Genomic DNA, 23,839 nt, shown 5'->3' with positions numbered 1-23,839 from the left:
CCTCTACCGTACTAAGAGCGGAGCCGTGGCCGATATTCGTGCCGGTCGGCTGGGGAGAACCGGCACGGCCCTCCTCCCCGATTCGCGCGGTCTGCGACTCGCCGCCGGGACCGCCCCACTGCGGCTCGGTTCTGCCTTTACGGTGGAAGATGTGAGAAGGACACCTATGGAACTGGCCGCCTTGGCCAGCGCGGCCGTACCCGGGCTTTCCCCCGCCGGGGTAGTGAGTGCGCCCGACGACGCGGCAGATTTCACTTCGGCCGTGGTCATCGACGACGCCGGAAAGCAGTGGCGGGTCCGCTCACCGAAGCATGCAGAGGCGAGCATGCGGCTCGAGACCGAACTGCTGGTGCTGCGCTCTTTCTCGCCCGGCATTCGGGCCGAGCTCTCCTTCCAGGTTCCGTCCATCGCCGGCACGGTGCAGCGCGGCGAGCTGCGCACTTTTGTCTACAACCATGTTCCCGGGACCACCCTGGACCTTGAGGCCTTGGTGGCCGAGGGCGGCGGGCTCCCGATGGAGATCGGCCGGGCGATGGCGGGAATCCATGACCTGCCGCAGTCAATGGTGGACCGGGCCGACCTGCCCAGCTACACGGCGGACGAATTCCGTACCCGGCGGCTGAACGAACTGGACCAGGCGGCCACCACCGGCAAGATCCCCTCGGCACTGCTGCGCCGCTGGGAGCATGCGCTCGAAGACGTCACGCTGTGGAAGTTCAATCCGTGCGTAGTCCACGGTGACCTGCACGAAGACAACCTCCAGATTTCCGAAGGGCTGGTCACCTCCGTGACGGGCTGGACGGACCTGCGGATCGGCGACCCCGCGGACGACTTCGCCTGGCTGATCGCCGTCCACGAGCAGTCCTTCGCGGACGTGGTCCTGGAGACGTACAACAAGTACCGCACGGAAGCCGTGGATCCGCATCTGATGCGCCGCGCTGCGCTGGCCGCCGAATTCGCATTGGCCCAGTGGCTGGTGCGCGGCGTGGCTGCCGACGATCCGGACATGATCGCCGAGGCTGAAGAGATGCTGAAGGAACTCGAGGCCGACATCCGCGAGTACGGCGGCCAGCCGATCAGCGTGGAACTGCCCCCTGCACCGGTTGTCGTGTCACCGGTTCCGGCCGCTGACCGGCCTACCGCACCCGGGACAGGCGGGGTGCCCGCTCCCCCGGCAGCGCGGCCGGGCGGCGGACGGGCCGCGGACGGCCGTTCCGGCGAAAACGACTCTCCGGACGACGGGGACGACGCGCACGCGCACGATGTTGGCGGGGCCTCCGTTGTCCTGATCCGCGACGCCGCCGGCGACCGCGGATCCCGGCCGCCGGTGGTGGTCGGCGGCGCGGCCGGCAGCGGCCCGGACGGTTCCGTTGTTGTGGTCGAGGGGGCCGTCGCCGCGGGCTCCGCCCCGGCACAGGACGACGAGTCCGGCCGGGACGGTGCCGGGCGTCAAGGCCCCGATCGGTACGGTGCCGCCGACGGAGCCAGCAGCGCCGAACACCGGCGCGGGGCGGACGAGCCCGCGGCCGACGGCGATGTATCACGCCTACGGACCGCTGCCGGGGAAACCCCGAATCCCGAGGCGGCAGCAACGCGCGGCCTGCCCCCGGCAGGGGGCCCGGAGGCTCCGACCACCGCCATCCCCGTCATCGAGCCGCGTCCCCGCACCTGACTATCCTCCTGCGGGGGTGCAGGCCGCGCGGACAATCGCCTCCAGCGCCTCTTCTCCCGCCAGGTCATGCGGCCTCACGGTCCTGTCCGCCGAGACATAGTAGAACGCGGCCTTGACCTGCGACGGGTCGATCTCCTGCAGTCGGGCCCAGGCCAGCCGGTAGACAGCGAGCTGCACCGCCCGCACCGCGAGCTTGCCCGGCGCGGGCGGTGTGCCGGTCTTCCAGTCCACGAGGTCCCAGGTGCCGTCGGCATTTCGGAAGACGGCGTCGATCCTGCCCCGGACCACCACGTCGTCCACCTTTGTTTCGACCGGGACCTCGATGGCGGCCGGCGTTCGTTCGGCCCATTCGGAGCTCTTGAAGGTCTGCATCATGGCCGCCAGGTCGTAGGCCTCGTCGACGTGCCGGTCGGCGGGCAGCGCAACTTCGTCGAGGTCCAGCATGCCGGCGGTGCCGAAGAACTCTTCCACCCAACTATGGAATGCGGTTCCCTTGCGCGCTGCCATTCCCGGCTTCCGGGGAACAGGGCGGCGCAATGACCGGATAACGTCTTGCGGATTGTCCTTCAGCTCCACGAGCAGCGACGCGGAAATGTGCGCCGGCAGCTCCACAAGGTTCGCGGTCCGGGGCGCGTTGTGTTCCTGGAGCAGCAGCCGGGCCTCCCGCGTCCACGGGGTGTCCTCGGACAGCGTGCGGCCCTCGGCGAGGGCATCGAGCACGGCGGCCGCGGCGCGTTCCGCTGCTTCCCGTCGCCCGGGCCTGCCCGGTTCCTCCCGCCCGCCGCGGAAGCGGCGGGGCCCTTCGAGCGGGTCGTAGGGCCAGTACGCGGACTCGATTTCCAGCCGCGCAGGATTGGCGTCGCCAAGTTCCTCGTCGGTGATCCAGCGGGCCACCGCCGCAACGTCCGGCTCCTCCGCGGCAAGCTCCGCCAGCTCCGCCAGGAACACGGACGGCGCCGACGGCTTGGCCCTGCTCCCGCACCAGGCTGCCGAACTGCACACCAGCAGGTGTTTGGCCCGTGTGTAGGCGACATAGGCGAGCCGGCGTTCCTCTTCCTCATGGTGCTGCTCGGCGTCCGCTTTGTAGTCTGCTTCGGCATTGAGCCACGACAGCTGGTCGGGCTGGTCAGTGTCCCACTGGGGCAGGTCCGCGGCGTCCCCGCGCAGCGGCCAGGGCAGCGCCTCGTTGCCACTGGTCCAGCGGCTGTTCGAGGCGCTGGGGAAGTCCCCGGAGTTGAGTCCGGGCACAAACACGGCGTCCCACTCCAGCCCCTTGGAAGCGTGCACAGTCAGCAGCTGCACGGCATCGGGGCTCACTTCGACCTGGGCCACGTCGAGGCCGCCCTCCTGGTCCGCGGCTACCTCCAGCCAGGCCAGGAATGCGAGCAGATCCACCCGGGGCGCCGTCTGCATAAACGCCGCCGCGGCATCCTGGAAGCCGTCCAGGTTCCGCCGTGCATGGTGGATCGACACCCCGGGCTTGGAGGCTACCTCCAGATCGAGCAGCATGGACCGCTCGACTTCGCCCAGGAGGAGCAGCAGGTCATCGCCCACAAAGGTGCGTAGCTGCCGGATTTCCTCCCCGAGCCGGTGCAGCCGCGACAGCGCCGCATCCGAGAGGCTCCGTCCGTGCCGCGACGTCCAGCCAGGCTTCGGCAGCCGGTCCAGTGCTTCGACGAGGGAGGCCGCTTCCACGAGATCCTGCTGCACAACCTCGGTTGCCGCAGTCTGTTCGTCCTCGTCCAGATCAACCGGCGACCTGGCCTCCCCGGCACGGCGCCGCTGGCTCTCCAGGAACCTCGACCAGTCCGCGAAGGCCATCAGGTCTGCGGGACCAATGCGCCAGCGGGCCCCCGCCAGCAAGCGCATGAGCGCATCGGAGCGTCCTGGGTCGGCCAGCACCTGCAGGGTCGCGACCAGGTCTACGATCTCCGGCTGGCCCAACAGCCCGGATAGCCCCACGATCTCGAACGGAATCCCCCTGGCCTCTAGCGCCCGTGCAATCGCCGGAATCTGGGCGCGGCGGCGGCAGAGCACCGCAGTGGATACCGGTTCCGCGGCTCCCGATTCGGGATCCCGGGAATAGACGGTCCGTCGCGCCGAGGCGACACCGTCCGCCACGTGCTCGGCCTCCTCCGTGTCCGTCCGGAACCGGGCCAGGAGGACTTTGCCGTCGCCGGCACCGGGCCGCGGCCGAAGCGGCGGCACTTCGATCCTGCCGGGCTTCGGACGATTGGGATCCACCGAGTTCAGCGGTGCCGCCACGCGGTTGGCCATCCCGAGCACATTGACGCTGTTCCGCCACGCGATCGTCAGGAAGTTCGCGGGTGCAGGCAGCCGACCACCGTCCTCGAGGACTACCGGGAAGTGTTGCCGGAAGGCGAAGAGCTGCCCGGCCGAGGCGCCCCGGAATCCATAGATTGACTGGTTGGGGTCGCCCACCGCGGTCACGGCGTGGCCATCCCCGTACAGCTCGGAAAACAGCACCATTTGGGCATGCGAGGTGTCCTGGAACTCGTCCAGCAGCACGACCTTGTAGCGCGATCGTTCCAGGTCCCGCGCCTGCGGTACCTCGCGGGCGATGGCAGCGGCCAGGGAGACCAGGTCGCCGTAGTCCAGCACGCCGCGTTGCCGCTTCGCTGTGCTGTAGTCGCGGGCCAGCCCGGCCACCGTGATCCGTGTCTTGAGCCGATTGAGGAGCTTGCCGACATCTGCCTTCGGCCGCCGCGTGCTTCCCGCCACATATGGAAGGTCCTCGATGCGCTCGATCTCCCCGTGGAGGAAGCCGATCGCGTCTTCGGGGGCAGCCAGATGCTCCGAACACTCGCCGGCGAATTGCATCACGGCCTTAACCAGCGTTGCTTTCCCGCCGGTCAGGTGCCCGATATCCCCCTCATAGGCTTCGACAACCTGGCTGGCCAGCTGCCATGACTGCGCGCTGCCGAGCAGCACGACGTCCCGTTCGATGCCGAGCCTCAGGCCGTAGTCGGACACCAAACCATTGGCATAGGAATGGTAGGTGGAGACTTTAGGCTCGAGCAGGCCGGCGGCGTCCCCGCTGTCGCCCGGCAGCAGACCATGGCGGTCGAGCTTGGCCAGCTGCGCGCGGATCCTCGCCGCCAGCTCCCCCGCGGCCTTCCTGGTGAAGGTGACGCCGAGGATCTCGTCAGGCCTGACCAGCCCGTTGGCTACGAGCCACACGACGCGGTCAGCCATGGTGGCCGTCTTACCCGATCCTGCCCCGGCGATCACGAGCAGCGGCTGCAGCGGCGAGCTGATGATGCGGGACTGTTCCGGCGTCGGCTGGTGCTGGCCGAGCTTGGTTGCCAGCTCTTCCGGCGTGAACGTCGTTGTCGAATGCTCCACGCTCATTCGGTCACCTGCTTTCCTTCGGCGCACAGCGGACAGACTCCCGGAAGCCGGCAGCCGTGCGACCCGTTTCCGGCTTTGAGCGGATCGTGTCGTGCCTCGAACCGGTTGCCGGACATCAGCCGGGCCGCTTCGTGGATCGTCGGGGTGGCCCAGTCTTCGGCCTCGCCCAAGGGCTCCTGCTGCTGGATGCCGACACTCTTGACGTCCTTGCCCAGCTGCACCAGCGCCGCCCCGCCGGGCGGCGGCGAACCATCCGGAGCCTCGGCCAAGGCACCGCCGAAGGCGCCGGCGAGCACCGCAGCCTGATAGCTGCCCAGCTGGGGATGCCGTTCAACATCTGCCGCGGTGGGCGCAGACTTGCCCGTCTTGAGGTCGACGATGACGAGCCGTCCATCGGCATCGATCTCCAGCCTGTCCACCTGTCCGCGCAGCCGTGCGACCCGTTCTGGTCCCGGCAGGTCGACTGAGAAATCCTGCTCGACGGCAACCAGGCGGCGCCCGGACGAACGCATCAGGATGACGTATTCGGCGAGCTTGCGGACCATCTTCTGGGCGCGTTCGAAATCCAGCCGTCCTTCCCAGTTTTCCTTCATGCCCAGGCTCGGCCACCGGCGCGCCAGTTCCTCGACGTACTCCGTGCCGCTCGCCTCCGGCATGTCCTGGGCAATTCCGTGCACCAGGGTGCCCAGGCTGCGGGCGAAATCCGTAGCGGCCTCCCCTCCTGCGGCCTGGACGAACCAGTCCAGCGGCGACTTGTGGACGGCTTCGACGCGGGACGGCGAAACCGGCACGGGCTGGCCGTCCGGCACCACGGGTTCCTCAGTGCTGAGTGGAAGCAGGCCCCACCAATCCGACGGATGAGCTCCCGGCACCGGGACCGGGCTTGCCGACAGCATGGCGAGTCCGGCGGCTGCCTCCGCAGCCAGCTCCTGCGACGTGGGGTGCTGTGCCCACTGCCGAAGCTCCGCGGCCAACGCCCGGAGCGTCCGCGGCCGCATGACCTTGGTGAGCGGCCGAGGGTCGTCCGAATCCAGCCAAGGATCCACAAGATCGATGAACCCGGACGGCTGTGCTTCCTCCGACTGGACTGCCGTGCAGACCAGGATGCGTTCCGCCCGTGAAACCGCCGTGGAGAAGCTTCGGAGCTCGTCGTACCGGGTCTCCCGGAGCCGGGCGGCAGGATCCATCCGGCGGGCCTGTTCGATGCCGCCTTCCAGGGCGTCAACGAACTGTGAACTGCCCAGCAGCTCCCCGCGCAGCCGGGTATTGGGCCAGATGCCGTCCTGGATCCCGGCCACGATGACCATGGGCCAGCTCCTGCCGGCGGCGGAGGCCGGGGTCAGCAGTTCAACCGCGTCCTGGACCTGGGCCCGCGGAGCCAGGTTGTCCATGGGCAGTTCCTGGTTCAGCATGTGGTCCAGGAACTGTGCAGGGCTTGAGCCTGGCAGCTGGTCTACGTAGCGTTCGGCTGTGTGGAACAGCGCCATCATGGCGTCGAGGTCCCGATCGGCGCGGGTGCCGGCCGGACCGCCCTGGAGCGCTTGGGCACTCCACCTCTCCGCCAGCCCAGAGCCGGCCCAGAGCGCCCAGAGCACCGTTTCGGCATTGGCACCTGGCTCCTGGGCCGCCTCGCGGCCGGCCGCCAGCATCCGTCCGATGCGCCGCGCCGGGGCCGCCTCGCGTCCCAGCCCGGCCAGGGACTCAGGGTAACCGAGCGCCTCAACCAGCAGATCGTCGCTGCGGCGGCCTCCGCCACCCAGGAGTTCCTCCCGCCGCAAGGATTGGCGAAGCCTGCGCAGATCTATCGCCGTAGCGCCCCCGATCCGCGAGGTCAGCAGGCCCACGGCGCGGTCGGGCGTGAGCTCCTCGTCCTCCAACACGATGGCCATAGCTTCCAGCAGCGGGCGGACCGCGGGCTCATCCCGGACCGCCGTTTCCGCCACCGGTACCTTGACGGCGATGCCCTGCCCGGTGAGGTAGCGGGCCAGTTGTGACAGCTGGCCGCCGGTCCGGACGATGACCGCAATCTCGCCGAGCCCCAGTCCCTCGAAGAGTTTTGCCTCCATGATCCGCTGTGCAACGTACCGCTGCTCGTGGACTGGAGAGTCAACCAGATGGGCCCCGACTCGCGCTGCCGGCGCCTCGCCGGAGGCAGGGGGCACCAAAGCCCTCGCCCCCTGGGCTCCGGGGACAAGGGAAATGCGCGAGGCAACCCGCTGCCACGCTTCTGCCACAGGGACGGCCATGCGGTGGGCCCGGGTCAGTTCCATGACCCGCAGGCCGGCGCTGCCCGGAGAAAGCAGGTCGCGGAGCCGGACGAGCAGGTCGGGCCGGGCGCCGCGGAAGCCCTGGACGACGGTATCCGGGGACGCCGTGACGACGACGTCCTTGCCCTCCGCCAGCACGGAAAGGAATTCATAGACCGCCGGATTGGCTTCCTGCAGGTCATCGACCAGGATGAGGTCCAGCCGTTCGCGCTCCCGCTCGAGGAACTCCGGGTCATCGAGCAGCAGCTGGCGGGCCGCCGTGATGATGCCGGCCGGGTCGAAGGCCTCGGGCATGCGCAGGTCGATCAGGTCCCGGTACTCACGGAAGAGTGCCGCCGCCGCGCGCCAGTCTTCCCGGCCGAGGCTGGCGCCGAGTAAATCCAGCTGCTCGGAGGTGGCGCCGTATTCGATCACGCGGTCGAACAGCTGGCGTATTTCCTGCCGGAAGCCACGGGTCTTCAGCGCCTCTCCCAGGTCTGCGGGCCACAGCGTTCCTGCCCCCAAGCCCGCGCGGTGTCCTTGCAGCAGTTCGGCGATGATCTGGTCCTGCTCGGGGCCCGACAGCAGGCGCGGGGTTCGCCCGATCAGCGGGAGCCGGCCCTCCGCCCGGGCCCTGCGGATCAGGTCGAAGGCGTAGGCCGCCCACGTCCTAGACGGAGAAGTGCTGAGGCTGCGGTCCAGGCGGGCGGTCAGCGCGTCGCGCAGCCTTGCGGCGTGAAGTCGGGACGGTCCGAGCATCAGGATCCGTGCCGGGTCCAGCCCGGACCGGCCCACCCTCCGGACGGCAAGCTCCACCAGGACCGTGGACTTGCCCGTGCCCGGAGCACCGTAGACCAGTACCGGACCGCTGCCCGCGGGAAGCCCGATCACGGCCTCCTGCTGGAGATCCGGTATGGGTGCCGCGGAGAGCGTCCGGCTGGGGCGGACGAGCCGGAGCTGCTCCGGAAGATCAGTCGTTATGCTCACGGTTCCATTCCAGCAGCCGGCTCCGACAACTTCCGGCTCAACACTTCGATGCGGGCAAGATCACTGTCCGACGGGAACCACCTGGCCCGGCGCATGGCCACTCGGTGGCTGGAGCTGCCGAGGGCGGAAAGCGGGGTCCGTTCCTCCTCATAGTGCGGCAGGGCCCGCTCCACAAGCCCTGCCGGCAGCGTGCCGTCGGCCCGCACGATCCTCCACCAGGCCACCTCGGATCCGTAGTGCGACATGACCCGGCCCACCTGCCGCGGCCCGCCGGCGTCCAGCAGTTCGGCCACGTCGCCGTACGTGAGCACCTTGCCCGTCGGCACCATGGCCGCAATCCCAAGAACGGCATCTACGAACTCCGGGCGCATGGCTTCCACTCTAGAGGTCCGGACACACGGCTCCTCCACAGGACGCGCAGAGCCACTTCAATCCACACGCTCCTCCGCCTCCCCGAAAATGTCGCATCCGGCCGGTAGCGTGGCCGCATGATGAGCTGGCATGAACTTCCCCGGGCGGCCTTCGACGTCGAGACAACCGGGCGCGACCCCCTGGAGGCCCGCATCGTTACCGCCTCCATCGTGCTGGTGGACGGGACCGGCCGTCCGCTGGAACACCACGAGTGGCTGGTGGACCCCGGCGTGGACATCCCCCTGGAAGCCAGCGCCATCCACGGGGTGACCACGGCGCACGCCCGTTCGCAGGGGCAGAACGCCGCCGAGGCGGCCGCCGAAATCTCCTCGGTCCTCGGGAGCTTCTTCGCCGAAGAAATCCCGGTGATGGCATTCAATGCCTCCTACGACTTCACCGTGCTCGCTGCCGAGTGCAGCCGTCACGGGCTGCTTCCCTGCCGCCCCCGGCCCGTCATCGACCCGTTTGTGCTGGACAAGCAGATGGACCGCTACCGGCGCGGCAAGCGGACGCTGACTGCCATGAGCGAGCACTACGGCGTGCGCCTCGAAGCCGCGCACACCTCGGCAGCGGATGCACGGGCAACAATCGGCGTCGCCGACGCCCTCGCGCGAAAATACCCGCAACTTTCCATCGACCCCCTGCAGCTCCACGACGCCCAGATCACATGGTGCGAACGCCAGGCTGCAAACTTCCAGGAATGGCTTCGCCGAACCAACCCCGATGCGCTCGTGGACGGGCTCTGGCCGTTGCGGGAGGCCCGCGAGGCGGTACCGGCCGGCGCTGCCTCGGCCTAGCACCGGAAGGGAGCGGATAGGGCATCACCGGCAGGGCTGTCATAATTATGGTGTCCGTTCCTGTGCCCGAAGGCCAGGGCCGTCCCCTACTGCCAGAGGATCTATGATCACTGTTACCGACCTCCGCAAGGTCTACCGCCAAGGCGACCGGGAAGTTGTCGCCCTCGACGGTGTCAGCCTGCAGGTACCGAAGGGCTCGATCCACGGGATTGTCGGTCATTCCGGCGCCGGCAAGTCCACCTTGGTCCGATGCCTGACCCTGCTGGATGCACCGACCTCGGGATCGGTCAGCATCAACGGCGCGGAGCTGAGTTCGGCGCACGATGCCGATCTTCGGGCGGCGCGGCGCCGGATCGGCATGATTTTCCAACATGCCAACTTGATGGACTCACGGACCGCGCTGGCGAATGTGGCGCATCCGCTGGAGATCGTGCGCAGTCCGAAGCGGCAGACCCGCGCGAAGGCCGCGGAGCTGCTGAAGCTCGTGGGCCTGGAGGGGTTCGAGAATGCCTATCCGGCGCAGCTCTCCGGCGGACAGAAGCAGCGCGTGGGAATCGCACGGGCCCTCGCTTCCGATCCGGATGTCCTGCTCTGCGACGAGCCGACGTCCGCCTTGGATCCCAAGACGACGGATGAAATCCTGGCACTAATCAAGGACCTGACCCAGCGGCTGCAGCTGACGGTTCTCGTGATCACCCACGAAATGCACGTCATCAAGCGGATCTGCGACTCCGTTTCGCTGTTGGAAGGCGGCAAGATCGTCGAACACGGTCCGCTGCGCACGGTGGCGGCGGATCTCGGCAGCAAGCTCTCCCGCACGCTCCTGCCGCTGCCCGCCGCCGAGCCGCTGGGCGCCGGAGTCGTCCTGGAGGTGCTCTTTTCCGGCGATACGGCATCGGCACCCGTGCTCAGCGCTGCGGCGCGCAAGTTCGACCTCGACCTGAACGTCCTTGCCGGCAGTGTCGAGTCCCTGGACAACGCGCAGTTCGGCCATCTCCGCATTCAATTGCCCGAGGGTGCCGACGCCGGTCCGGTGGTCGGCTATCTGCGTGACCAAGGCGTCTCAGTAAGCTTTTCCGGATCGGAGGCAGCATGAACCTGATTGAAGAACTGACCACCAATCCCGGAATCACCGAAGCGCTGCCCGAGGCGATCGGTGAGACCTTGCTGATGGTCTCCGTTTCCGGGCTGTTCACGCTGTTGATCGGGCTCCCCCTGGGCATCTTCCTCTACACCAGCGCTCCCGGCGGGCTGCGTCCGATGCGGATCACCAACCACATTGTGTCCGACGTCATCGTGAACATCACGCGCTCGATCCCGTTTGCCATCCTGATGATCTCGCTGATCCCGCTGGCCCGTGTCATCACCGGTTCCTCGATCGGGCCTCTGGCCGCCTGCGTTTCACTGACCATCGGCACAGTGCCGTTCTTTGCGAGGCTGGTGGAGACCGCCCTGCGGGATGTCAGCTCCGGAAAGATCGATGCGGCCCTGGTGCTCGGTTCCACGCGGATGCAGATCGTTTCCAAGGTCCTCGTTCCCGAGGCCCTGCCGGGTCTCGTAGCGGCGCTGACCACGACGCTGGTCACCTTGGTCGGCTACTCCGCCATGGCAGGCCTCACCGGCGGCGGCGGGCTGGGACAGCTCGCTTACAACTACGGGTTCCAGCGGTTCGACACGACGGTCATGCTGGTGACCATTGTCCTGATGGTCATCCTGGTCCAGGCCATCCAGTGGATCGGAGACGGGATTTCGCGGCGGGTCGACCACCGCAGCGCGGGCGGCACGGGCAAGAAGGCCCGACGCCATGAACCCAAGGCCGCCGTCGGGCTCTGATCCCGAACGGCCGGGAGGCCCGCTATCAGCCAAGAACTTCCTGCACGGTCCCATGGCAAGTGCAGAAGACTGCAGCCAGTAGCCGCTAGCTGCACCACGTCCGGCCCGTATGCCTCATCGGACCGGGATATTCGAAAGGAACGCACTCAGATGCGTAGAACACTCACTCTTCTGGGCACCGGCATTGCCGCGGCCTTGGCGTTGACGGCTTGCGGCGGATCCCAGTCCGCTTCCGACGCCACCCCCGATCCGGCCAACCCGGTGACGATCACCGTCGGCGCCGGCCCGGTACCGCACGCCAAGATCCTCGAATTCGTCGACCAGAACCTGGCCGAGGAGGCCGGCATCGACCTCAAGATCGAGGAGATGACGGACTACCAGACGCCGAACATCGCCCTCAATGACGGGTCGATCGACGCCAACTACTTCCAGCATCTGGCGTTCCTTGAGCAGCAGATGAAGGACAAGGGCTACAAGTTCGAACACGGCGCCGGCGTCCACATCGAGCCCTACGCAGGCTTCTCCTCCAAGCACAAGGACATCAAGGAAATCCCCGACGGCGGCACCATCGCGATCACCAACGATCCGGCCAACCAGCCCCGGGCCCTCAAGATGCTCGAGGCGGCCGGACTGCTGAAGGACATCAAGGAGGACAGCGCCGCCCTGACGCTCACGGACGCGCAGAACCCGAAGGGCCTGAAGTTCGAGGAAAACCAGCCGGAGATCCTGCTGCCGCTCATCGACGATCCCAAGGTCGACCTCGCCATCATCAACGGCAACTTCATCCTCGAGGCGGGGATGAGCACCAAGGATGCCCTGGTCGTCGAGTCCACTAAGGACAATCCCTACGCCAACTTCCTGGTCTGGCGCGCCGGCGAGGAAACTCCGGCCATCGCCAAGCTGGATGAGCTGCTCCACACCCCCGAGGTGAAGAACTACATCGAGAAGACGTGGCCCAGCGGCGACGTCACCCCGGCGTTCTAGGACGGCCTGAACCTTCCGGATAATCCTGGATCAGCAAGGCCCCGGCAACCAGTTCAGCGCGCGGTTGCCGGGGCCTTGCCGCTTCACCGGGAAGCAGCCTGTTCCGGGAAAATGCAGTTGGAGGATCAGCCGGTAGCCGTCTGTTCTGCGGGTTCGGACGCCGGACGGTCTTCGCCGTACCCGGACATGACGCGGATGACGACCCAGCCGACGGCGGCGATCGGCACAGCCAGGATGCCGCCGATGATGCCGCCAAGGATTGTTCCGGCTGCCAGGGCCAGCAGGATGACCAGTGAGTGCAGGCTCACCGAGCGGCCCATCACGACCGGCTGGAGCAGGTTGCCCTCGAGCTGGTTCACCAGGATCACGACGCCGATCACGACCAGCGCGGCGACCGGCCCGTTGGCCACGAGGGCCACCAGCGCCGCAAGGACTCCCGCAACGGTGGCGCCCACAATCGGGATGAAGCCGCCGATGAAGATCAGCACGGCCAGGGGCAGCGCCAGCGGAACCTGCAGGATGAAGAGTGCCAGTCCGATGACGACCGCATCGACAGCCGCCACGATAGCCGTTCCGCGGACGTAGTTGCCCAGCACGTCGACGGCCTTGGCGCCGGCCAGCTCCATCTTGCCCCGCCGCCGGGCCGGGACCCAGCGCAGCAGGAAGGACCAGATCCGGTCGCCGTCCTTCAGGAAGTAGAACAGGACCACGGCCATGAGCACGGCCCCCGTGATCACTTCGGTCGCCGTCGACAAACCGCTCAGCGCGCTGCGGCGCGCCGCGGAACTGGTCAGGAACTCGCCGATCCCGGCGACCGCCTCGTCGATCTGGGCCTGGCTGACCGGCAGCGGGAAATCCGCCATGAAGGTCTGCAGCTGCTTGAAGCCTCCCGTCGCTTGCTGGACCAGTTCCTCCGACTCGCTGCGGACCGCGAAGACTATACCGGTAATGATGCCGCCGAGGACTACCAGCAGGCCGAAGAAGGTCGCCGACGTGGCAAGGGTGCTCGGCCAGCCCCAGTCCCGCAGCTTCCTGACCAGCGGTGACACGGCTGCGGCGAGGATGAGCGCGATGAGCAGCGGGATCACGACGAGCTGCAGCTGCAGCATGACGTACACCGAGACCGTCACCAACGCCAGGGTCAGCAGGATCTGGGCCGACCGGGTAGCCGTCCGGCCCAGTCCGTCGGACCAGAGGCCCGGATCGGAAGGCGTTGGCCGGCGCCGGCTTTGGTGCGCTTCCAGCAGCTGCCGCCGCCGCGTCGTCAGTGTCATGGATGCTCCTTAGCTGGGCGGCGTCAGTTCGGCGGTGTTGCCGCCGCCGCGGCCTCGGCGGCCGCGGGCAGTGCTGCGTAGACCTTGTCCATGGCCCGGGCGTCGTGGGCCGCGGAAAGGAACCAGGCCTCGAAGACCGACGGCGGCAAGTACACGCCGTCGTTCAGCATCGAGTGGAAGAACGGCGCGTAGCGGTACGCCTGCTGGCCCTGGGCGTCGTCGTAGTTGCGCACGCCGTGCTCCGACGTGCCGAAGGCGACGCTGAAGAGGTTGCCGGCCCGCTGGATGCTGTGGTCGACGCCGGCGGCGTCGAGCGCCGAGGACACGGCCGCGGAAAGTTCGAGCGAAGCCGCGTCGATCCGGCCGTAGACGTCCGGGGTCGCGGCGGTGAGCGTGGCGATGCCCGCCGCCATGGCGATCGGGTTTCCGGAGAGGGTGCCGGCCTGGTAGACCGGGCCAACCGGGGCCAGGTAGTCCATGACCTCTGCCCGACCGCCCAGCGCGGCCACCGGCAGCCCGCCGCCGATGACCTTGCCGAAGGTCATCAGGTCCGGCGTGAACGGCGCAGCGCTCTGTGCCGCTCCCCCGGTCAGGCCCCAGTAACCCGCGTAGCCGGTGCGGAAGCCTGTCAGTACTTCGTCGAAGATCAGCAGTGCGCCGTGCTCGGAGGTGATCCGGGACAGCCCCGCGTTGAAGCCGTCCTCGGGGGTCACCACGCCCATGTTGGCCGGCGCCGCCTCGGTGATCACGGCCGCGATGTCCTGGCCGTGCTTGGCGAAGGCTTCTTCCACGGCGGCCAGGTCGTTGTAGGGCAGCACAAGGGTTTCCGCAGCAGTGGCCTCGGTGACGCCCGCGGAGCCGGGCAGCGCCAAGGTAGCGAGGCCCGATCCGGCCGAGGCCAGCAGGCCGTCCAGGTGGCCGTGGTAGCAGCCGGCGAACTTGATGATCAGGTTGCGTCCGGTGAAGCCGCGCGCCAGCCGCACGGCGGTCATCGTGGCTTCGGTGCCCGTCGAGACCATGCGGAGGCGTTCGACGGCGGCGACGCGGCCCATGACCAGCTCGGCCAGTTCCGCTTCCGCCGGGGTCGAGGCCCCGAAGGAGAGGCCGCGGTCCACGGCGGCGTGGACCGCCTCGAGGACGGCGGGGTGCGCGTGGCCGACGATGGCCGGGCCCCAGGAGCAGACCAGGTCGACGTATTCCCGGCCGTCGGCGTCCGTGAGGTAGGGACCGGAAGCCGAGACCATCACCGGCGGGGTCCCGCCAACGGAACCGAACGCGCGCACCGGTGAATTCACGCCGCCGGGCATCAGTTTCAGGGCACGGTTGAACAGTTCTTCAGAACGCGTCATTGCTTACTTGCTTTCCTTCAGCCAGCGGGCCATCTCGGCGGCCCAGTACGTCAACACCATATCGGCTCCGGCGCGGCGGATGCCCAGCACGGACTCGAGGATGGCGGGTTTGCGGTCGATCCAGCCGTTGGCCGCGGCGGCCTCGATCATGGCGTACTCGCCGGAGATCTGGTAGGCGGCCACCGGAACCGGGGACATCTCGGCCACGTCGGCCAGGATGTCCAGGTAGCTCATGGCCGGCTTGACCATGACCATGTCGGCTCCCTCCTGCAGGTCAAGCTCGACCTCGAGGATCGCCTCGCGGCGGTTGGCGGGATCCATCTGGTACGTCCGCCGGTCGCCCTTCAACTGCGAATCGACGGCTTCCCGGAAGGGGCCGTAGAACGCGGACGAGTACTTCGCCGCATAGGCCAGCACGGCGGTGTTCTGCAGGCCGGCCTCGTCCAGGGCCTGCCGGATGACGGCGACCTGGCCGTCCATCATGCCGGAGGGACCCAGCACGTCGGCGCCGGCCTCGGCCTGCACGACGGCCATCCGGGCGTAGACCTCCAGGGTGGCGTCGTTATCGACGGAGCCGTCCGGGGCCAGCACGCCGCAGTGGCCGTGGTCGGTGAACTCGTCAAGGCACACGTCGCTCATGACCACCAGGTCATCGCCGACCTCGGCCTTGACGTCCGCGATCGCGCGGTTGAGCACCCCGTCCGGATCCACCCCGGCGCTGCCCGTGGCGTCCCGCACCTCGGGCACACCAAAGAGCATGATTCCGCCGAGCCCCAGTTCGGCGGCCTCGGCCGCCGCCTTCCGCAGGGTTTCGGGCGTGTGCTGCACGACGCCGGGCATGGACTGGAGCGGCACGGGCTCGCTGATTCCCTCGCGCACGAACGCGGGCAGGATCAGCTGCGACGGTTCGACCCGGACCTCGGCGGTCAGCCGTCGCATGGCGGGCGTGGTGCGCAGGCGGCGGGGACGGTGTTGGGGGAAACTCATGAGGCTCCTTCAGCGTCGGTTCGGTGATTGTTCGAGGGCGGCGGCCAGTGCGTCGGCGATGCCCTGCGGGGTCGGCTGGGCGGCGGTCGCGGCCAGCTGCAGGCCCAGCCGCCGGGATTCAGCGGCGGTGCTGTTGCCGATCGCCACCAGCAGCAGTTCTTCCGGCAGGTGCGGCGCCACGTGGTGCAGCCGCCGGGCGAGGCTCGGCGAGGTGAGGACAATGGCGTGGATCTCTCCGGCCGCCACCGCCTCATTGAAGTCCTCCGCGGTGATGGGCTCCAGCTCATCCCCCGCAGAGGGCGCGCCAGCCGAGGCGAGACGCTGGGTAATCCGGCGCTCGGGACGGGCCGGATAGTCCACCGTGTGGTACGCGACCACCGGCAGCACCTGCCAGCCCTTGCCCATCAGCCCTTCGAAAATGGTGTTTGCGGCGAGGTCCGCCTGCGGCAGGAACACCTTGGTGCGCAGCGACTGCTCGGGCCGAAGCTCGGTGCCCCGCGGCCAGTCCTCCACGAGGCCGACGGCGTCCATGGTCCCCTCCGGGACCAGGTCCACGTCGATGCCTTCGGCCTCGAGTGAGCTCGCCGTGGCCGTACCGACGGCGGCGACTTTCGTATCGCCGACCAGTTCCGGCAGGGAGGTGCCGAGCGCGGCGGCCCGCTGCTTCAGGGCCCGCACGGTAGTGATGCTGGTGAGCACCATCCATTCGAACCGGCCCTGGCCGAGCATCCGCAGCGCCTCGTCCAGCTCCTGCGTGGAGCCGGGCTGCTCGAAGTCGATCAGCGGCATCAGCCGCACCTCTGCCCCGCGCCGCCGCAGCTCGGTGACCATGCCGGCCGCGCGGTCCGCGCTGCGCGGGAGGACCACCGTCATCCCGGCGAGCGGCCTCTCCGGGGCCCGGCGCGGCCGACGCAGCTGCATCGTCAGTGTCCCGCGAGCGGGGTCAGTTCCGCCGCGCCCTCGGCCAGCAGGTCTTCGGCCAGGCGAACGCCAAGGTCCAGCGCGGCGCCGGTTCCGTCCGCCGGCGCTTCCAGCCGACGGCGCAGCAGGCGCCGGCCGTCCGGGCTGCAGACCACGGCCTCCAGCACCAGCTTCCCGTCCTGCCTGGCCGCCAGGGCACCGATGGGCGCGCTGCAGCCGGCCTCGAGCCGGGCCAGCAGGGAACGCTCCGCCGTCACCGCGAGCCGGGTGGATTCGTCGTCGTACTCCCGCAGAGCCGCCGAGAGCACGGTTTGGGCGGCCGCATCCGCCGCCCGGCATTCCACCGCCAGGGCGCCCTGGCCCGGGGCCGGCAGCATGAGGGAGGGGTCCAGCAGCTCGGTGATCGTCTCGGTGCGGCCCAGCCGCGTCAGTCCGGCGGCGGCAAGCACGACGGCGTCAAGGTCGCCCTTCTTGCCCTCGACCACTTCGGGACCGTGCATCCCGCGGACGCGGCCGAGCCGGGTGTCCACGTTGCCCCGGATGTCGATGACTTCCAGGTCCGGCCGGGCGGCCCGCAGCTGCGCCGCGCGCCGCGGCGAACCGGTCCCCACCTTGGCACCGGCGGGCAGGCCGGCCAGGTCCAGGCCGTCGCGGGCGCAGAGCGCGTCGCGGACGTCCACGCGCTGCGGATAGGCGGCGACCTCGAGTCCCTCGGCCGCGCCTGTAGGCAGGTCCTTCAGGGAGTGGACGGCTACGTCGCAGCGGTCGTCGAGCAGCGCCTCGCGCAGGGCGGCGACGAATACGCCGGTACCGCCGATCTGCGCCAGCGAGCCCTTCAGCACGTCGCCCTCGGTGCGGATGCGCACCAGCTCGTATCCCAAGGTCCCGGCGGAGGCCAATGCCTCGGCCACCGTCGTCGTCTGCGTCACGGCCAGGGCACTTCCGCGGGTGCCGACACGGACATTCATGCTCATTTGGCGCCCGCTCCCACCGTGGAGTCGAAGCCGGCCACGGTCGGCTTTTCGCCCCTGCGGTTGGCGCAGCAGTTGGGCATGCACACGTCCATCCACGGTCCCAGCTTGGTCAATGCCGGACGGTCGGCAATATTGTTCTCCGCCGTGCGTTCGCAGACGAGGTCCACCAGGCCCTCGACGAACTTCCGGTGCACGCCTGGGGTCGGTACGCGCGTGGCGGCGAGGCCCAGCTCGACGCAGGTCTCCAGGGCCTCGGTGTCCAGGTCCCAGACGACTTCCATGTGGTCGCTGACGAAACCGAGCGGCACGATCACGACCCCCTTGGCGCCCTTGGCGGGCAGCTCCTGGAGCGCGTCGTTGATGTCCGGCTCGAGCCACGGAATGTGCGGCGCACCGGAACGGGACTGGTAGACGAGCGACCAGTCGGCGCCGGCCGCCTCCGGCACGCGGTCCAGCACCGCCTGCGCCGTGGCCAGGTGCTGCGCGACGTAGGCGCTGCCGCCGTCGAACTCCACGTCCCGCGGACCCGCGGCCTCGGCGTCGCCGATCGGGATGGAGTGGGTGGCGAACATGATGTGGATCGGCGCGTCCGGCTCGCCCTTGGCCGCGAGCTCGGCCCGCACCGTGGCAAGTCCGGCGGCGACGCCCTCGACGAACGGCTCGACGAAGCCGGGGTGGTCGAAGTACTGGCGCACCTTGTCCACCTCGAGCTTGCCGTCCAGGCCGGTCTCGAGCAGGGCCATGCCGAAGTCCTCGCGGTACTGCCGGCAGCTCGAGTAGCAGGAGTAGGCGCTGGTGCTCACGGCGAGCACCCGGCGGTGCCCGGCGTCGTAGGCCTCCCGGAAGGTGTCGGCGATGAACGGTGCCCAGTTGCGGTTCCCCCAGAGCACGGGCAGCTCGATCCCGCGCCGCTGCAGCTCGGCCTCCAGGGCCTGCTTCAGCGCGCGGTTCTGCGCGTTGATCGGGCTGATGCCGCCGAATGCCCGGTAGTGGTGCGAGACTTCCTCGAGCCGCTCGTCCGGGATGCCGCGCCCGCGCGTGACGTTGCGCAGGAACGGGATGACGTCCTCCTGGCCCTCGGGGCCGCCGAAGGAGGCGAGGACGACGGCGTCGTACGGCTTCGGTTCCATCCGGCCGTTCGCGTCGACGCCGGCGAGCGGATCGAAACCGGAAGCGTCGGTGCTCACCGCAGCACCTCCGCGATCTCCGCCGTCGTGATCCGGCGGCCGGTATAGAACGGGATCTCCTCGCGGACGTGGTTGCGGGCCTCGGTGTAGCGCAGGTGCCGCATCAGGTCCACCAGGTCGATCAGTTCCGGGGCCTCGAGGGCCAGGATCCATTCCCAGTCGCCCAGGGCGAACGAGGCCACGGTGTTGGCGCGCACCTGCGGGAAGTCGCGGCCCAGCAGGCCGTGGTCGCGCAGCATCTTCCCGCGTTCCGCCGCCGGGAGCAGGTACCACTCGTACGACCGCACGAACGGGTACACGCACAGCCAGGACTCGGGCTCTTCGCCGCGCGAGAACGCCGGGCTGTGGTCCTTGGAGAACTCGGCGTCGCGGTGCACGCCCATGGCCGACCAGACGATGTCAGTCTCTTCGAACAGGCCGGTCCGGCGGATGGTGCGCACGGCGGCCTGCAGCTGCTCCGGCTCGGCGCCGTGCAGCCAGATCATCACGTCCGCGTCCTCGCGCATGGCGGAGACGTCGTAGGCCCCGCGCAGCGTTACTCCCTTGTCGCCGAGGGCGGCGACGGTCGAATCGAACTCGGCGAGGGCCGAGTCGGCGATCTGGGCGCCGGAGCGCTTGAAGACTGTCCAGAGGGTGTAGAAGAGGGCTTCATTTTCCGCGGTCTCGGCGGCGCTGGTTGACCCGGACGGGGACGTTTCACTCATGCTTAACAGTCTGCCTTCTGAGTAGGTGTTAGTCGAAAACGGCAACTTCTACACATTGTAGAAGAAATTTCAGGACGACGGCGGCTGCGTCGCCAATTCTGCGGCCAGCTGACACGAGCGGGCGCGGGCATCGGCGACGACGGCGACCAGCCCGGTCCCGGCCAGCCAGGCTCCGGCCACCTGGAGCCGGGCACTGCTGCCCGCGATCTCGCGCACGGCAGCGACGCGGTCGCGGTGCCCCACCGTGGCGGAGGGCAGCGCGCCGGTCCAGCGGACCACCTTCCAGCCGAGGATGTCGGCGTCGATGACGGGCACGCCCAGCAGGGCCGTGGCATCGGTCAGCGCCTGGCGGTAGAGCTCCTCGTCGGTCCAGCCCGTGTAGTCCTCGCCGCCCGCCTCCGGGTGCCCGGTGGCCCGGCCGTAGGACAGGCGCAGCACGTGCGTGCCCGGGCCGGTTTGCGCGGCGAGCCAGGGCCACTTGGCGGTGGCGTGCGTGAGCGCCTTGGCGCGGACGCCCTTGGTCCCGGCCGCCACCAGCAGGCCCGTCCCGCGCGGCTTCGCGTCCAGCTCCGGCTCGTCCAGCACCAGTGTCACGAGGGCGACGGCGGGTCCGGGTCCCGGCCGGAGGGCACCGAGGCCGGGAAGTTCCGGCGCCAGGAGGTCGACGGCGGTGCCGCCGTCTGCGGCCATGACCAGGCCCGCCCCCGTGAACGTGCCGGCCTCCGACTCGACCCGCCACACGCCGTCGTGCTGGGAGACCGCGGACACCCGGGCCCCGGTACGCACCGTCACGCCCTGCCGGGCCAGGTCCGCCAGCAGCGCCTCGGTCAGCCGGCCCATGCCGCCGTCGATCCCGGCCACTGCCGAACCGGCCGGGGCCGCGCTGCGCAGGGCTCCGACGGCCGCCTGCAGGGAACCGTGGCTGGCCACGGACGCGCGCAGGCCGGGGGCCACCGAGTCCACGTCCAGCACGTCCGGGTCCGCCGAGTAGACGCCGGCCGCCACCGGCGCGACCAGCCGGTCCAGGACCGCGCCGCCCATCCGGGCGCGGACCAGTTCGCCCAGGCTCAGGCCCTCCTTGGACAGCAGGTTGCCCAGCGGCAGCACCTTGTCCGCCGCGGCGCGCAGGGCCGCGGTCCGGCCGATCGCGGCGACGATGGCCGGGTCCAGCGGGTCGGCGGGGATGCCCAGGATGCCGCTCTTCGGCAGCGGCTGGACCGCGTCGGGCAGCTGCAGCCAGGCACCGGCAGGGTCCGGCTGGACCAGTTCCGCCCCCAGCCCCAGCTCGGTAGCCAGATCGGAGACCGTGCGGGTGCGGGTGGCAAAGGATTCGGCGCCGGCATCGAGCATGAAGCCGGCGACCTCGTGCCGGGTGACGCAGCCGCCGCAGCGCTCGGCGGCCTCGAGCACCGTCACCTTGACGCCGTGCAGGGCCAGTTCGCGGGCCGAGACGAGCCCGGCGATCCCGCCGCCGACCACAATCGCGGCCGGCAGCCGGGACTGCTGTGCGCGGTGCGGCATGGCTAGAGTTCCACCCCGTGGATCAGTTCGACGACCCGCGTCAGCACCTCCGGGTCGGTTTCCGGGGGGACGCCGTGGCCCAGGTTGAGGACGTGGCCGGGCGCGGCGGCTCCGGCGGCGATCACCTCGCGGACGTGGGCCTCAAGCACCTCCCACGGGGCAGCCAGCAGGGCCGGGTCGATGTTGCCCTGCAGCGGCGTGGTGCCGCCCAGGCGCCGGTTGGCCTCATCGAGGGGCAGCCGGTAGTCCACGCCGATAACGTCGACACCCACGTCGCGCATCGCCGCCAGCAGCTCCGAGGTGCCGGTGCCGAAGTGGACCAGCGGGGCGCCTAGGTCGCGGACATGGTCGAGGGCGCGGGCCGACGCCGGGGCGACGTGCCGGCGGTAATCCGCGAGCCCCAGCGATCCGGCCCAGGAGTCGAAGAGCTGGCCGGCGCTGGCACCGGCTTCCAGCTGGGCCCGGAGGAACTTCCCGGACGCGTCGGCCGCCCACTCCGTCAGCGCCCGCCAGGTTTCCGGCTCCGCGTGCATCATGGTCCGCGGACCCAGGTGGTCCCGGGAGGGCTTGCCTTCGACCATGTAGGCCGCGAGGGTGAAGGGCGCGCCGGCGAAACCGATCAAGGGCTTGCTGCCGAGCTCCGCCACGGTCAGCCGGACCGCTTCCCGGATCGGCTCGAGGGCCGCATCGTCCAGGACCGGCAGGTTGGCGACGTCGGCCGCGGTGCGCACGGGAGCGCCGAGCACCGGCCCGACTCCGGGAACGATGTCGACGTCGACCCCGGCCAACTTGAGCGGAATAACGATGTCCGAGAAGAAAATGCCGGCGTCCACGTCGTGCCGCCGGACCGGCTGCAGCGTGATTTCCGCCGCGAGCTCCGGCTTGAGGCACGAGTCGAGCATGCCGATGCCGCGGCGGACCTCCCGGTACTCGGGCAATGAACGCCCCGCCTGGCGCATGAACCAGACCGGCCGGCGTTCCGGCTTCCCTCCGCGGTAGGCAGTGATCAGGGCTGAGTCCGCAGTGCGGCCGTCCATCAGGGGGTGGGAAGCATTCAAGGTCATACCCCCGATTCTGCCCTGTGGTCAGGCGCCAAAGCCAACGGGGCGGAGCCGGCGGACAGGCGCGGACGAGCGCGTCACGGCCTTCAGTGGCTAAAATCACGGATGAATCCGACCCGAACGCGGGGTTAACAGGGCATCCTTACAAGATTCGCCGGGCCGCCGGCGGCTAAGATGGGAAACGCTGTGGTCTTACTATCTCTCGTTGCGACGCATTCCGATCTGGACCTCGAAACTGTTGCCCGCCTGAGCGCCGGCTCCTCCGAGGTCGCTGCCAACGTGCTCGCGGACGGAAGGCCTGTTTCCGGTGCCGTCGTCCTGGCCACGTGCAACCGCGTCGAGTTCTACTGCGAAACCGGTGCCGACTCGGACGTCGAGGCCGCCCGTTCGGCCGTGGTCGCCGAGATCGCCCGCCAGTCCGGGCTGGACGAACGGCTCGTCTCGCGCTCCTTCACCACCAACACCGGGCCCGACGTGGCGCGTCACCTCTTTTCCGTTGGCGCCGGCCTGGACTCCGCAGTCATCGGCGAACGTGAGATCGCCGGCCAGGTACGCCGCGCCCTCAACGTCGCCCAGCAGGCCGGCACCGCCAGCGGTTCGCTCGTCAGGCTCTTCCAGACCGCGTCCCGCACGGCCAAGGACGTCGGCGCCCAGACCGCACTCGGCGGGCGCGGCCTGTCCATCGTCTCGGTCGCGCTGGAACTGGCCACCGACCTTGCGGAAGACCGCGACTGGTCCGGCAAGAACGTCGTCGTCTTCGGTACCGGCGCCTACGCCGGCGCCACCATGGCGCTGCTGCGCGAGCGCTCCTGCGCGAACGTCGCCGTCTACTCGTCCTCGGGACGCGCCCGGACCTTCACGGCAACCCGTGGCGGCACTCCGCTGACGGAGGAGACGCTCCCGGCCGCGCTGGCGGCGGCGGACGTGGTCATCGGCTGCAGCGGCAGCGACCTGCAGGTCAGCGCGGAGCGCGTGGAAGAAGTCCGCCGCGGGACGGACAAGCCGCTGATCATCATCGACCTTGCCCTGACCCACGATTTCGAGCCCGCCGTCGGCGATCTGGACGGCGTGGACCTGATCACGCTCGAGTCCGTCCGGCTCGCCGCTCCCGAAGAGCAGGCCGAGTCGGTCCATCAGGCCGCCGAGATCGTCACCCACGCCGCCCGCGCCTTCGAGGAGGAGCAGCAGGCCCGCACCATCGACACCGCCATCGTCGCCCTGCGCCGCCACACCATGGCCGTGCTGGAGACGGAGCTGGAGAAGGTCCGCTCGCAGCACGGCTGCACCGGTCCGGCCCAGGAAGTCGAGTTCGCGATGCGGCGCATGGTCAAGCAGCTGCTGCACCTGCCCACGGTCCGGGCCCGCGAACTCGCCGCGGACGGCCGCCAGCACGAATACATCGCCGCCCTGGAGGCCCTCTACGGCATCAGCCTGGGAGAGGCCGCGCCGACCGCCGCCGAGGACAACTGCCCCGTGCCGCGCCAGTCGGAGCCGGGCGAGGCCGCGTCCGCCTGACGCGCCTGTGCCTGGCCCCGACCGCGGCCGTGCCCAACCGCGGC

General features: G+C 69.5%; 18 protein-coding genes. 6 read left to right on the top strand and 12 right to left on the bottom strand.

The window, feature by feature from the left end:
• The first annotated feature begins 166 nt into the window (after window positions 1-166).
• The gene (locus tag WFH44_RS06375) at window positions 167-1,672 is read left to right on the top strand and encodes a phosphotransferase (RefSeq protein WP_336712589.1); all 1,506 of its coding nucleotides are present in this window, start codon (window positions 167-169) and stop codon (window positions 1,670-1,672) included.
• On the opposite strand, the gene WFH44_RS06370 is transcribed toward WFH44_RS06375, so the two are convergent.
• The 3 genes from WFH44_RS06370 to WFH44_RS06360 are packed head-to-tail and all read right to left on the bottom strand — an operon-like array spanning window position 1,673 to window position 8,648.
• The gene (locus tag WFH44_RS06370) at window positions 1,673-5,044 is read right to left on the bottom strand and encodes an ATP-dependent helicase (protein WP_336712587.1); all 3,372 of its coding nucleotides are present in this window, start codon (window positions 5,042-5,044) and stop codon (window positions 1,673-1,675) included.
• Entirely contained in the window at window positions 5,041-8,277 is a 3,237-nt protein-coding gene (locus tag WFH44_RS06365; RefSeq protein WP_336712585.1) for an ATP-dependent helicase, read from the bottom strand. The genes WFH44_RS06370 and WFH44_RS06365 overlap by 4 nt, the downstream gene beginning before the upstream one ends.
• The gene (locus WFH44_RS06360) at window positions 8,274-8,648 is read right to left on the bottom strand and encodes an MGMT family protein (protein WP_336712583.1); all 375 of its coding nucleotides are present in this window, start codon (window positions 8,646-8,648) and stop codon (window positions 8,274-8,276) included. Before WFH44_RS06360 ends, WFH44_RS06365 begins: the two co-directional genes overlap by 4 nt.
• 117 nt (window positions 8,649-8,765) lie before the next feature.
• Here WFH44_RS06360 and WFH44_RS06355 point away from each other — a divergent pair, with 117 nt between their 5' ends.
• The 4 genes from WFH44_RS06355 (at window position 8,766) to WFH44_RS06340 (ending at window position 12,302) form a co-directional block, all read left to right on the top strand.
• Window positions 8,766-9,485, top strand: a complete 720-nt coding sequence (locus tag WFH44_RS06355) for a 3'-5' exonuclease (RefSeq protein WP_336712581.1) — start codon at window positions 8,766-8,768, stop codon at window positions 9,483-9,485.
• A gap of 103 nt (window positions 9,486-9,588) precedes the next feature.
• The gene (locus tag WFH44_RS06350) at window positions 9,589-10,581 is read left to right on the top strand and encodes a methionine ABC transporter ATP-binding protein (protein ID WP_336712579.1); all 993 of its coding nucleotides are present in this window, start codon (window positions 9,589-9,591) and stop codon (window positions 10,579-10,581) included.
• Entirely contained in the window at window positions 10,578-11,318 is a 741-nt protein-coding gene (locus WFH44_RS06345; protein ID WP_336712577.1) for a methionine ABC transporter permease, read from the top strand. The genes WFH44_RS06350 and WFH44_RS06345 overlap by 4 nt, the downstream gene beginning before the upstream one ends.
• Before the next feature lie 150 nt (window positions 11,319-11,468).
• Window positions 11,469-12,302 (top strand): MetQ/NlpA family ABC transporter substrate-binding protein, encoded by an 834-nt coding sequence (locus tag WFH44_RS06340; protein WP_336712575.1) that lies wholly within the window; start codon window positions 11,469-11,471, stop codon window positions 12,300-12,302.
• A 125-nt stretch (window positions 12,303-12,427) separates the two neighbouring features.
• On the opposite strand, the gene WFH44_RS06335 is transcribed toward WFH44_RS06340, so the two are convergent.
• The 9 genes from WFH44_RS06335 to hemE all read right to left on the bottom strand — a co-directional run bounded on the left by WFH44_RS06335 (window position 12,428) and on the right by hemE (window position 22,283).
• Window positions 12,428-13,576, bottom strand: coding sequence for an AI-2E family transporter (locus WFH44_RS06335; protein ID WP_336712573.1), 1,149 nt, complete (start codon window positions 13,574-13,576; stop codon window positions 12,428-12,430).
• A 23-nt stretch (window positions 13,577-13,599) separates the two neighbouring features.
• Window positions 13,600-14,925, bottom strand: a complete 1,326-nt coding sequence (gene hemL, locus WFH44_RS06330) for a glutamate-1-semialdehyde 2,1-aminomutase (protein ID WP_336712571.1) — start codon at window positions 14,923-14,925, stop codon at window positions 13,600-13,602.
• A gap of 3 nt (window positions 14,926-14,928) precedes the next feature.
• The gene (hemB, locus tag WFH44_RS06325; protein WP_336712569.1) at window positions 14,929-15,912 is read right to left on the bottom strand and encodes a porphobilinogen synthase; all 984 of its coding nucleotides are present in this window, start codon (window positions 15,910-15,912) and stop codon (window positions 14,929-14,931) included.
• A 9-nt stretch (window positions 15,913-15,921) separates the two neighbouring features.
• Window positions 15,922-16,833 (bottom strand): uroporphyrinogen-III synthase, encoded by a 912-nt coding sequence (locus WFH44_RS06320; protein WP_336712568.1) that lies wholly within the window; start codon window positions 16,831-16,833, stop codon window positions 15,922-15,924.
• A 2-nt stretch (window positions 16,834-16,835) separates the two neighbouring features.
• The gene (gene hemC / locus WFH44_RS06315; protein ID WP_336712930.1) at window positions 16,836-17,801 is read right to left on the bottom strand and encodes a hydroxymethylbilane synthase; all 966 of its coding nucleotides are present in this window, start codon (window positions 17,799-17,801) and stop codon (window positions 16,836-16,838) included.
• A gap of 2 nt (window positions 17,802-17,803) precedes the next feature.
• A complete protein-coding gene (locus WFH44_RS06310) occupies window positions 17,804-18,937 on the bottom strand; it encodes a ferrochelatase (protein WP_336712929.1) in 1,134 nt (377 codons plus the stop codon).
• Between the two features lie 53 nt (window positions 18,938-18,990).
• Window positions 18,991-19,698 (bottom strand): hydrogen peroxide-dependent heme synthase, encoded by a 708-nt coding sequence (gene hemQ / locus WFH44_RS06305; RefSeq protein ID WP_336712566.1) that lies wholly within the window; start codon window positions 19,696-19,698, stop codon window positions 18,991-18,993.
• A 69-nt stretch (window positions 19,699-19,767) separates the two neighbouring features.
• Window positions 19,768-21,219, bottom strand: coding sequence for a protoporphyrinogen oxidase (gene hemG, locus WFH44_RS06300; protein WP_336712564.1), 1,452 nt, complete (start codon window positions 21,217-21,219; stop codon window positions 19,768-19,770).
• A gap of 2 nt (window positions 21,220-21,221) precedes the next feature.
• Window positions 21,222-22,283, bottom strand: a complete 1,062-nt coding sequence (hemE, locus tag WFH44_RS06295) for a uroporphyrinogen decarboxylase (protein ID WP_336712563.1) — start codon at window positions 22,281-22,283, stop codon at window positions 21,222-21,224.
• 183 nt (window positions 22,284-22,466) lie between these two features.
• Between hemE and WFH44_RS06290 the strand changes: the two genes are divergently transcribed.
• Window positions 22,467-23,795: a glutamyl-tRNA reductase gene (locus tag WFH44_RS06290; RefSeq protein WP_336712561.1), complete on the top strand. Its 1,329-nt coding sequence runs from the start codon at window positions 22,467-22,469 to the stop codon at window positions 23,793-23,795.
• Window positions 23,796-23,839 lie beyond the last annotated feature (44 nt).

It is taken from the genome of Arthrobacter sp. USHLN218, assembly GCF_037144715.1.
In the GTDB taxonomy this organism is placed as follows: Bacteria; Actinomycetota; Actinomycetes; order Actinomycetales; family Micrococcaceae; genus Crystallibacter.
This window is presented reverse-complemented; position numbering and strand designations above follow the sequence as displayed.

Excerpts from the sequence above, each read along its gene's own strand:
- WFH44_RS06310 (WP_336712929.1), bottom strand. The coding sequence starts at position 18,937 with ATGGAACCGAAGCCGTACGACGCCGTCGTCCTCGCCTCCTTCGGCGGC.
- WFH44_RS06345 (WP_336712577.1), top strand. The coding sequence starts at position 10,578 with ATGAACCTGATTGAAGAACTGACCACCAATCCCGGAATCACCGAAGCG.
- WFH44_RS06340 (WP_336712575.1), top strand. The coding sequence starts at position 11,469 with ATGCGTAGAACACTCACTCTTCTGGGCACCGGCATTGCCGCGGCCTTG.
- hemG (WP_336712564.1), bottom strand. The coding sequence starts at position 21,219 with ATGCCGCACCGCGCACAGCAGTCCCGGCTGCCGGCCGCGATTGTGGTC.
- WFH44_RS06320 (WP_336712568.1), bottom strand. The coding sequence starts at position 16,833 with ATGCAGCTGCGTCGGCCGCGCCGGGCCCCGGAGAGGCCGCTCGCCGGG.
- WFH44_RS06360 (WP_336712583.1), bottom strand. The coding sequence starts at position 8,648 with ATGCGCCCGGAGTTCGTAGATGCCGTTCTTGGGATTGCGGCCATGGTG.
- hemQ (WP_336712566.1), bottom strand. The coding sequence starts at position 19,698 with ATGAGTGAAACGTCCCCGTCCGGGTCAACCAGCGCCGCCGAGACCGCG.
- WFH44_RS06375 (WP_336712589.1), top strand. The coding sequence starts at position 167 with ATGGAACTGGCCGCCTTGGCCAGCGCGGCCGTACCCGGGCTTTCCCCC.
- WFH44_RS06370 (WP_336712587.1), bottom strand. The coding sequence starts at position 5,044 with ATGAGCGTGGAGCATTCGACAACGACGTTCACGCCGGAAGAGCTGGCA.
- WFH44_RS06350 (WP_336712579.1), top strand. The coding sequence starts at position 9,589 with ATGATCACTGTTACCGACCTCCGCAAGGTCTACCGCCAAGGCGACCGG.
- hemC (WP_336712930.1), bottom strand. The coding sequence starts at position 17,801 with ATGAATGTCCGTGTCGGCACCCGCGGAAGTGCCCTGGCCGTGACGCAG.
- WFH44_RS06355 (WP_336712581.1), top strand. The coding sequence starts at position 8,766 with ATGATGAGCTGGCATGAACTTCCCCGGGCGGCCTTCGACGTCGAGACA.
- hemL (WP_336712571.1), bottom strand. The coding sequence starts at position 14,925 with ATGACGCGTTCTGAAGAACTGTTCAACCGTGCCCTGAAACTGATGCCC.
- hemB (WP_336712569.1), bottom strand. The coding sequence starts at position 15,912 with ATGAGTTTCCCCCAACACCGTCCCCGCCGCCTGCGCACCACGCCCGCC.
- hemE (WP_336712563.1), bottom strand. The coding sequence starts at position 22,283 with ATGACCTTGAATGCTTCCCACCCCCTGATGGACGGCCGCACTGCGGAC.
- WFH44_RS06335 (WP_336712573.1), bottom strand. The coding sequence starts at position 13,576 with ATGACACTGACGACGCGGCGGCGGCAGCTGCTGGAAGCGCACCAAAGC.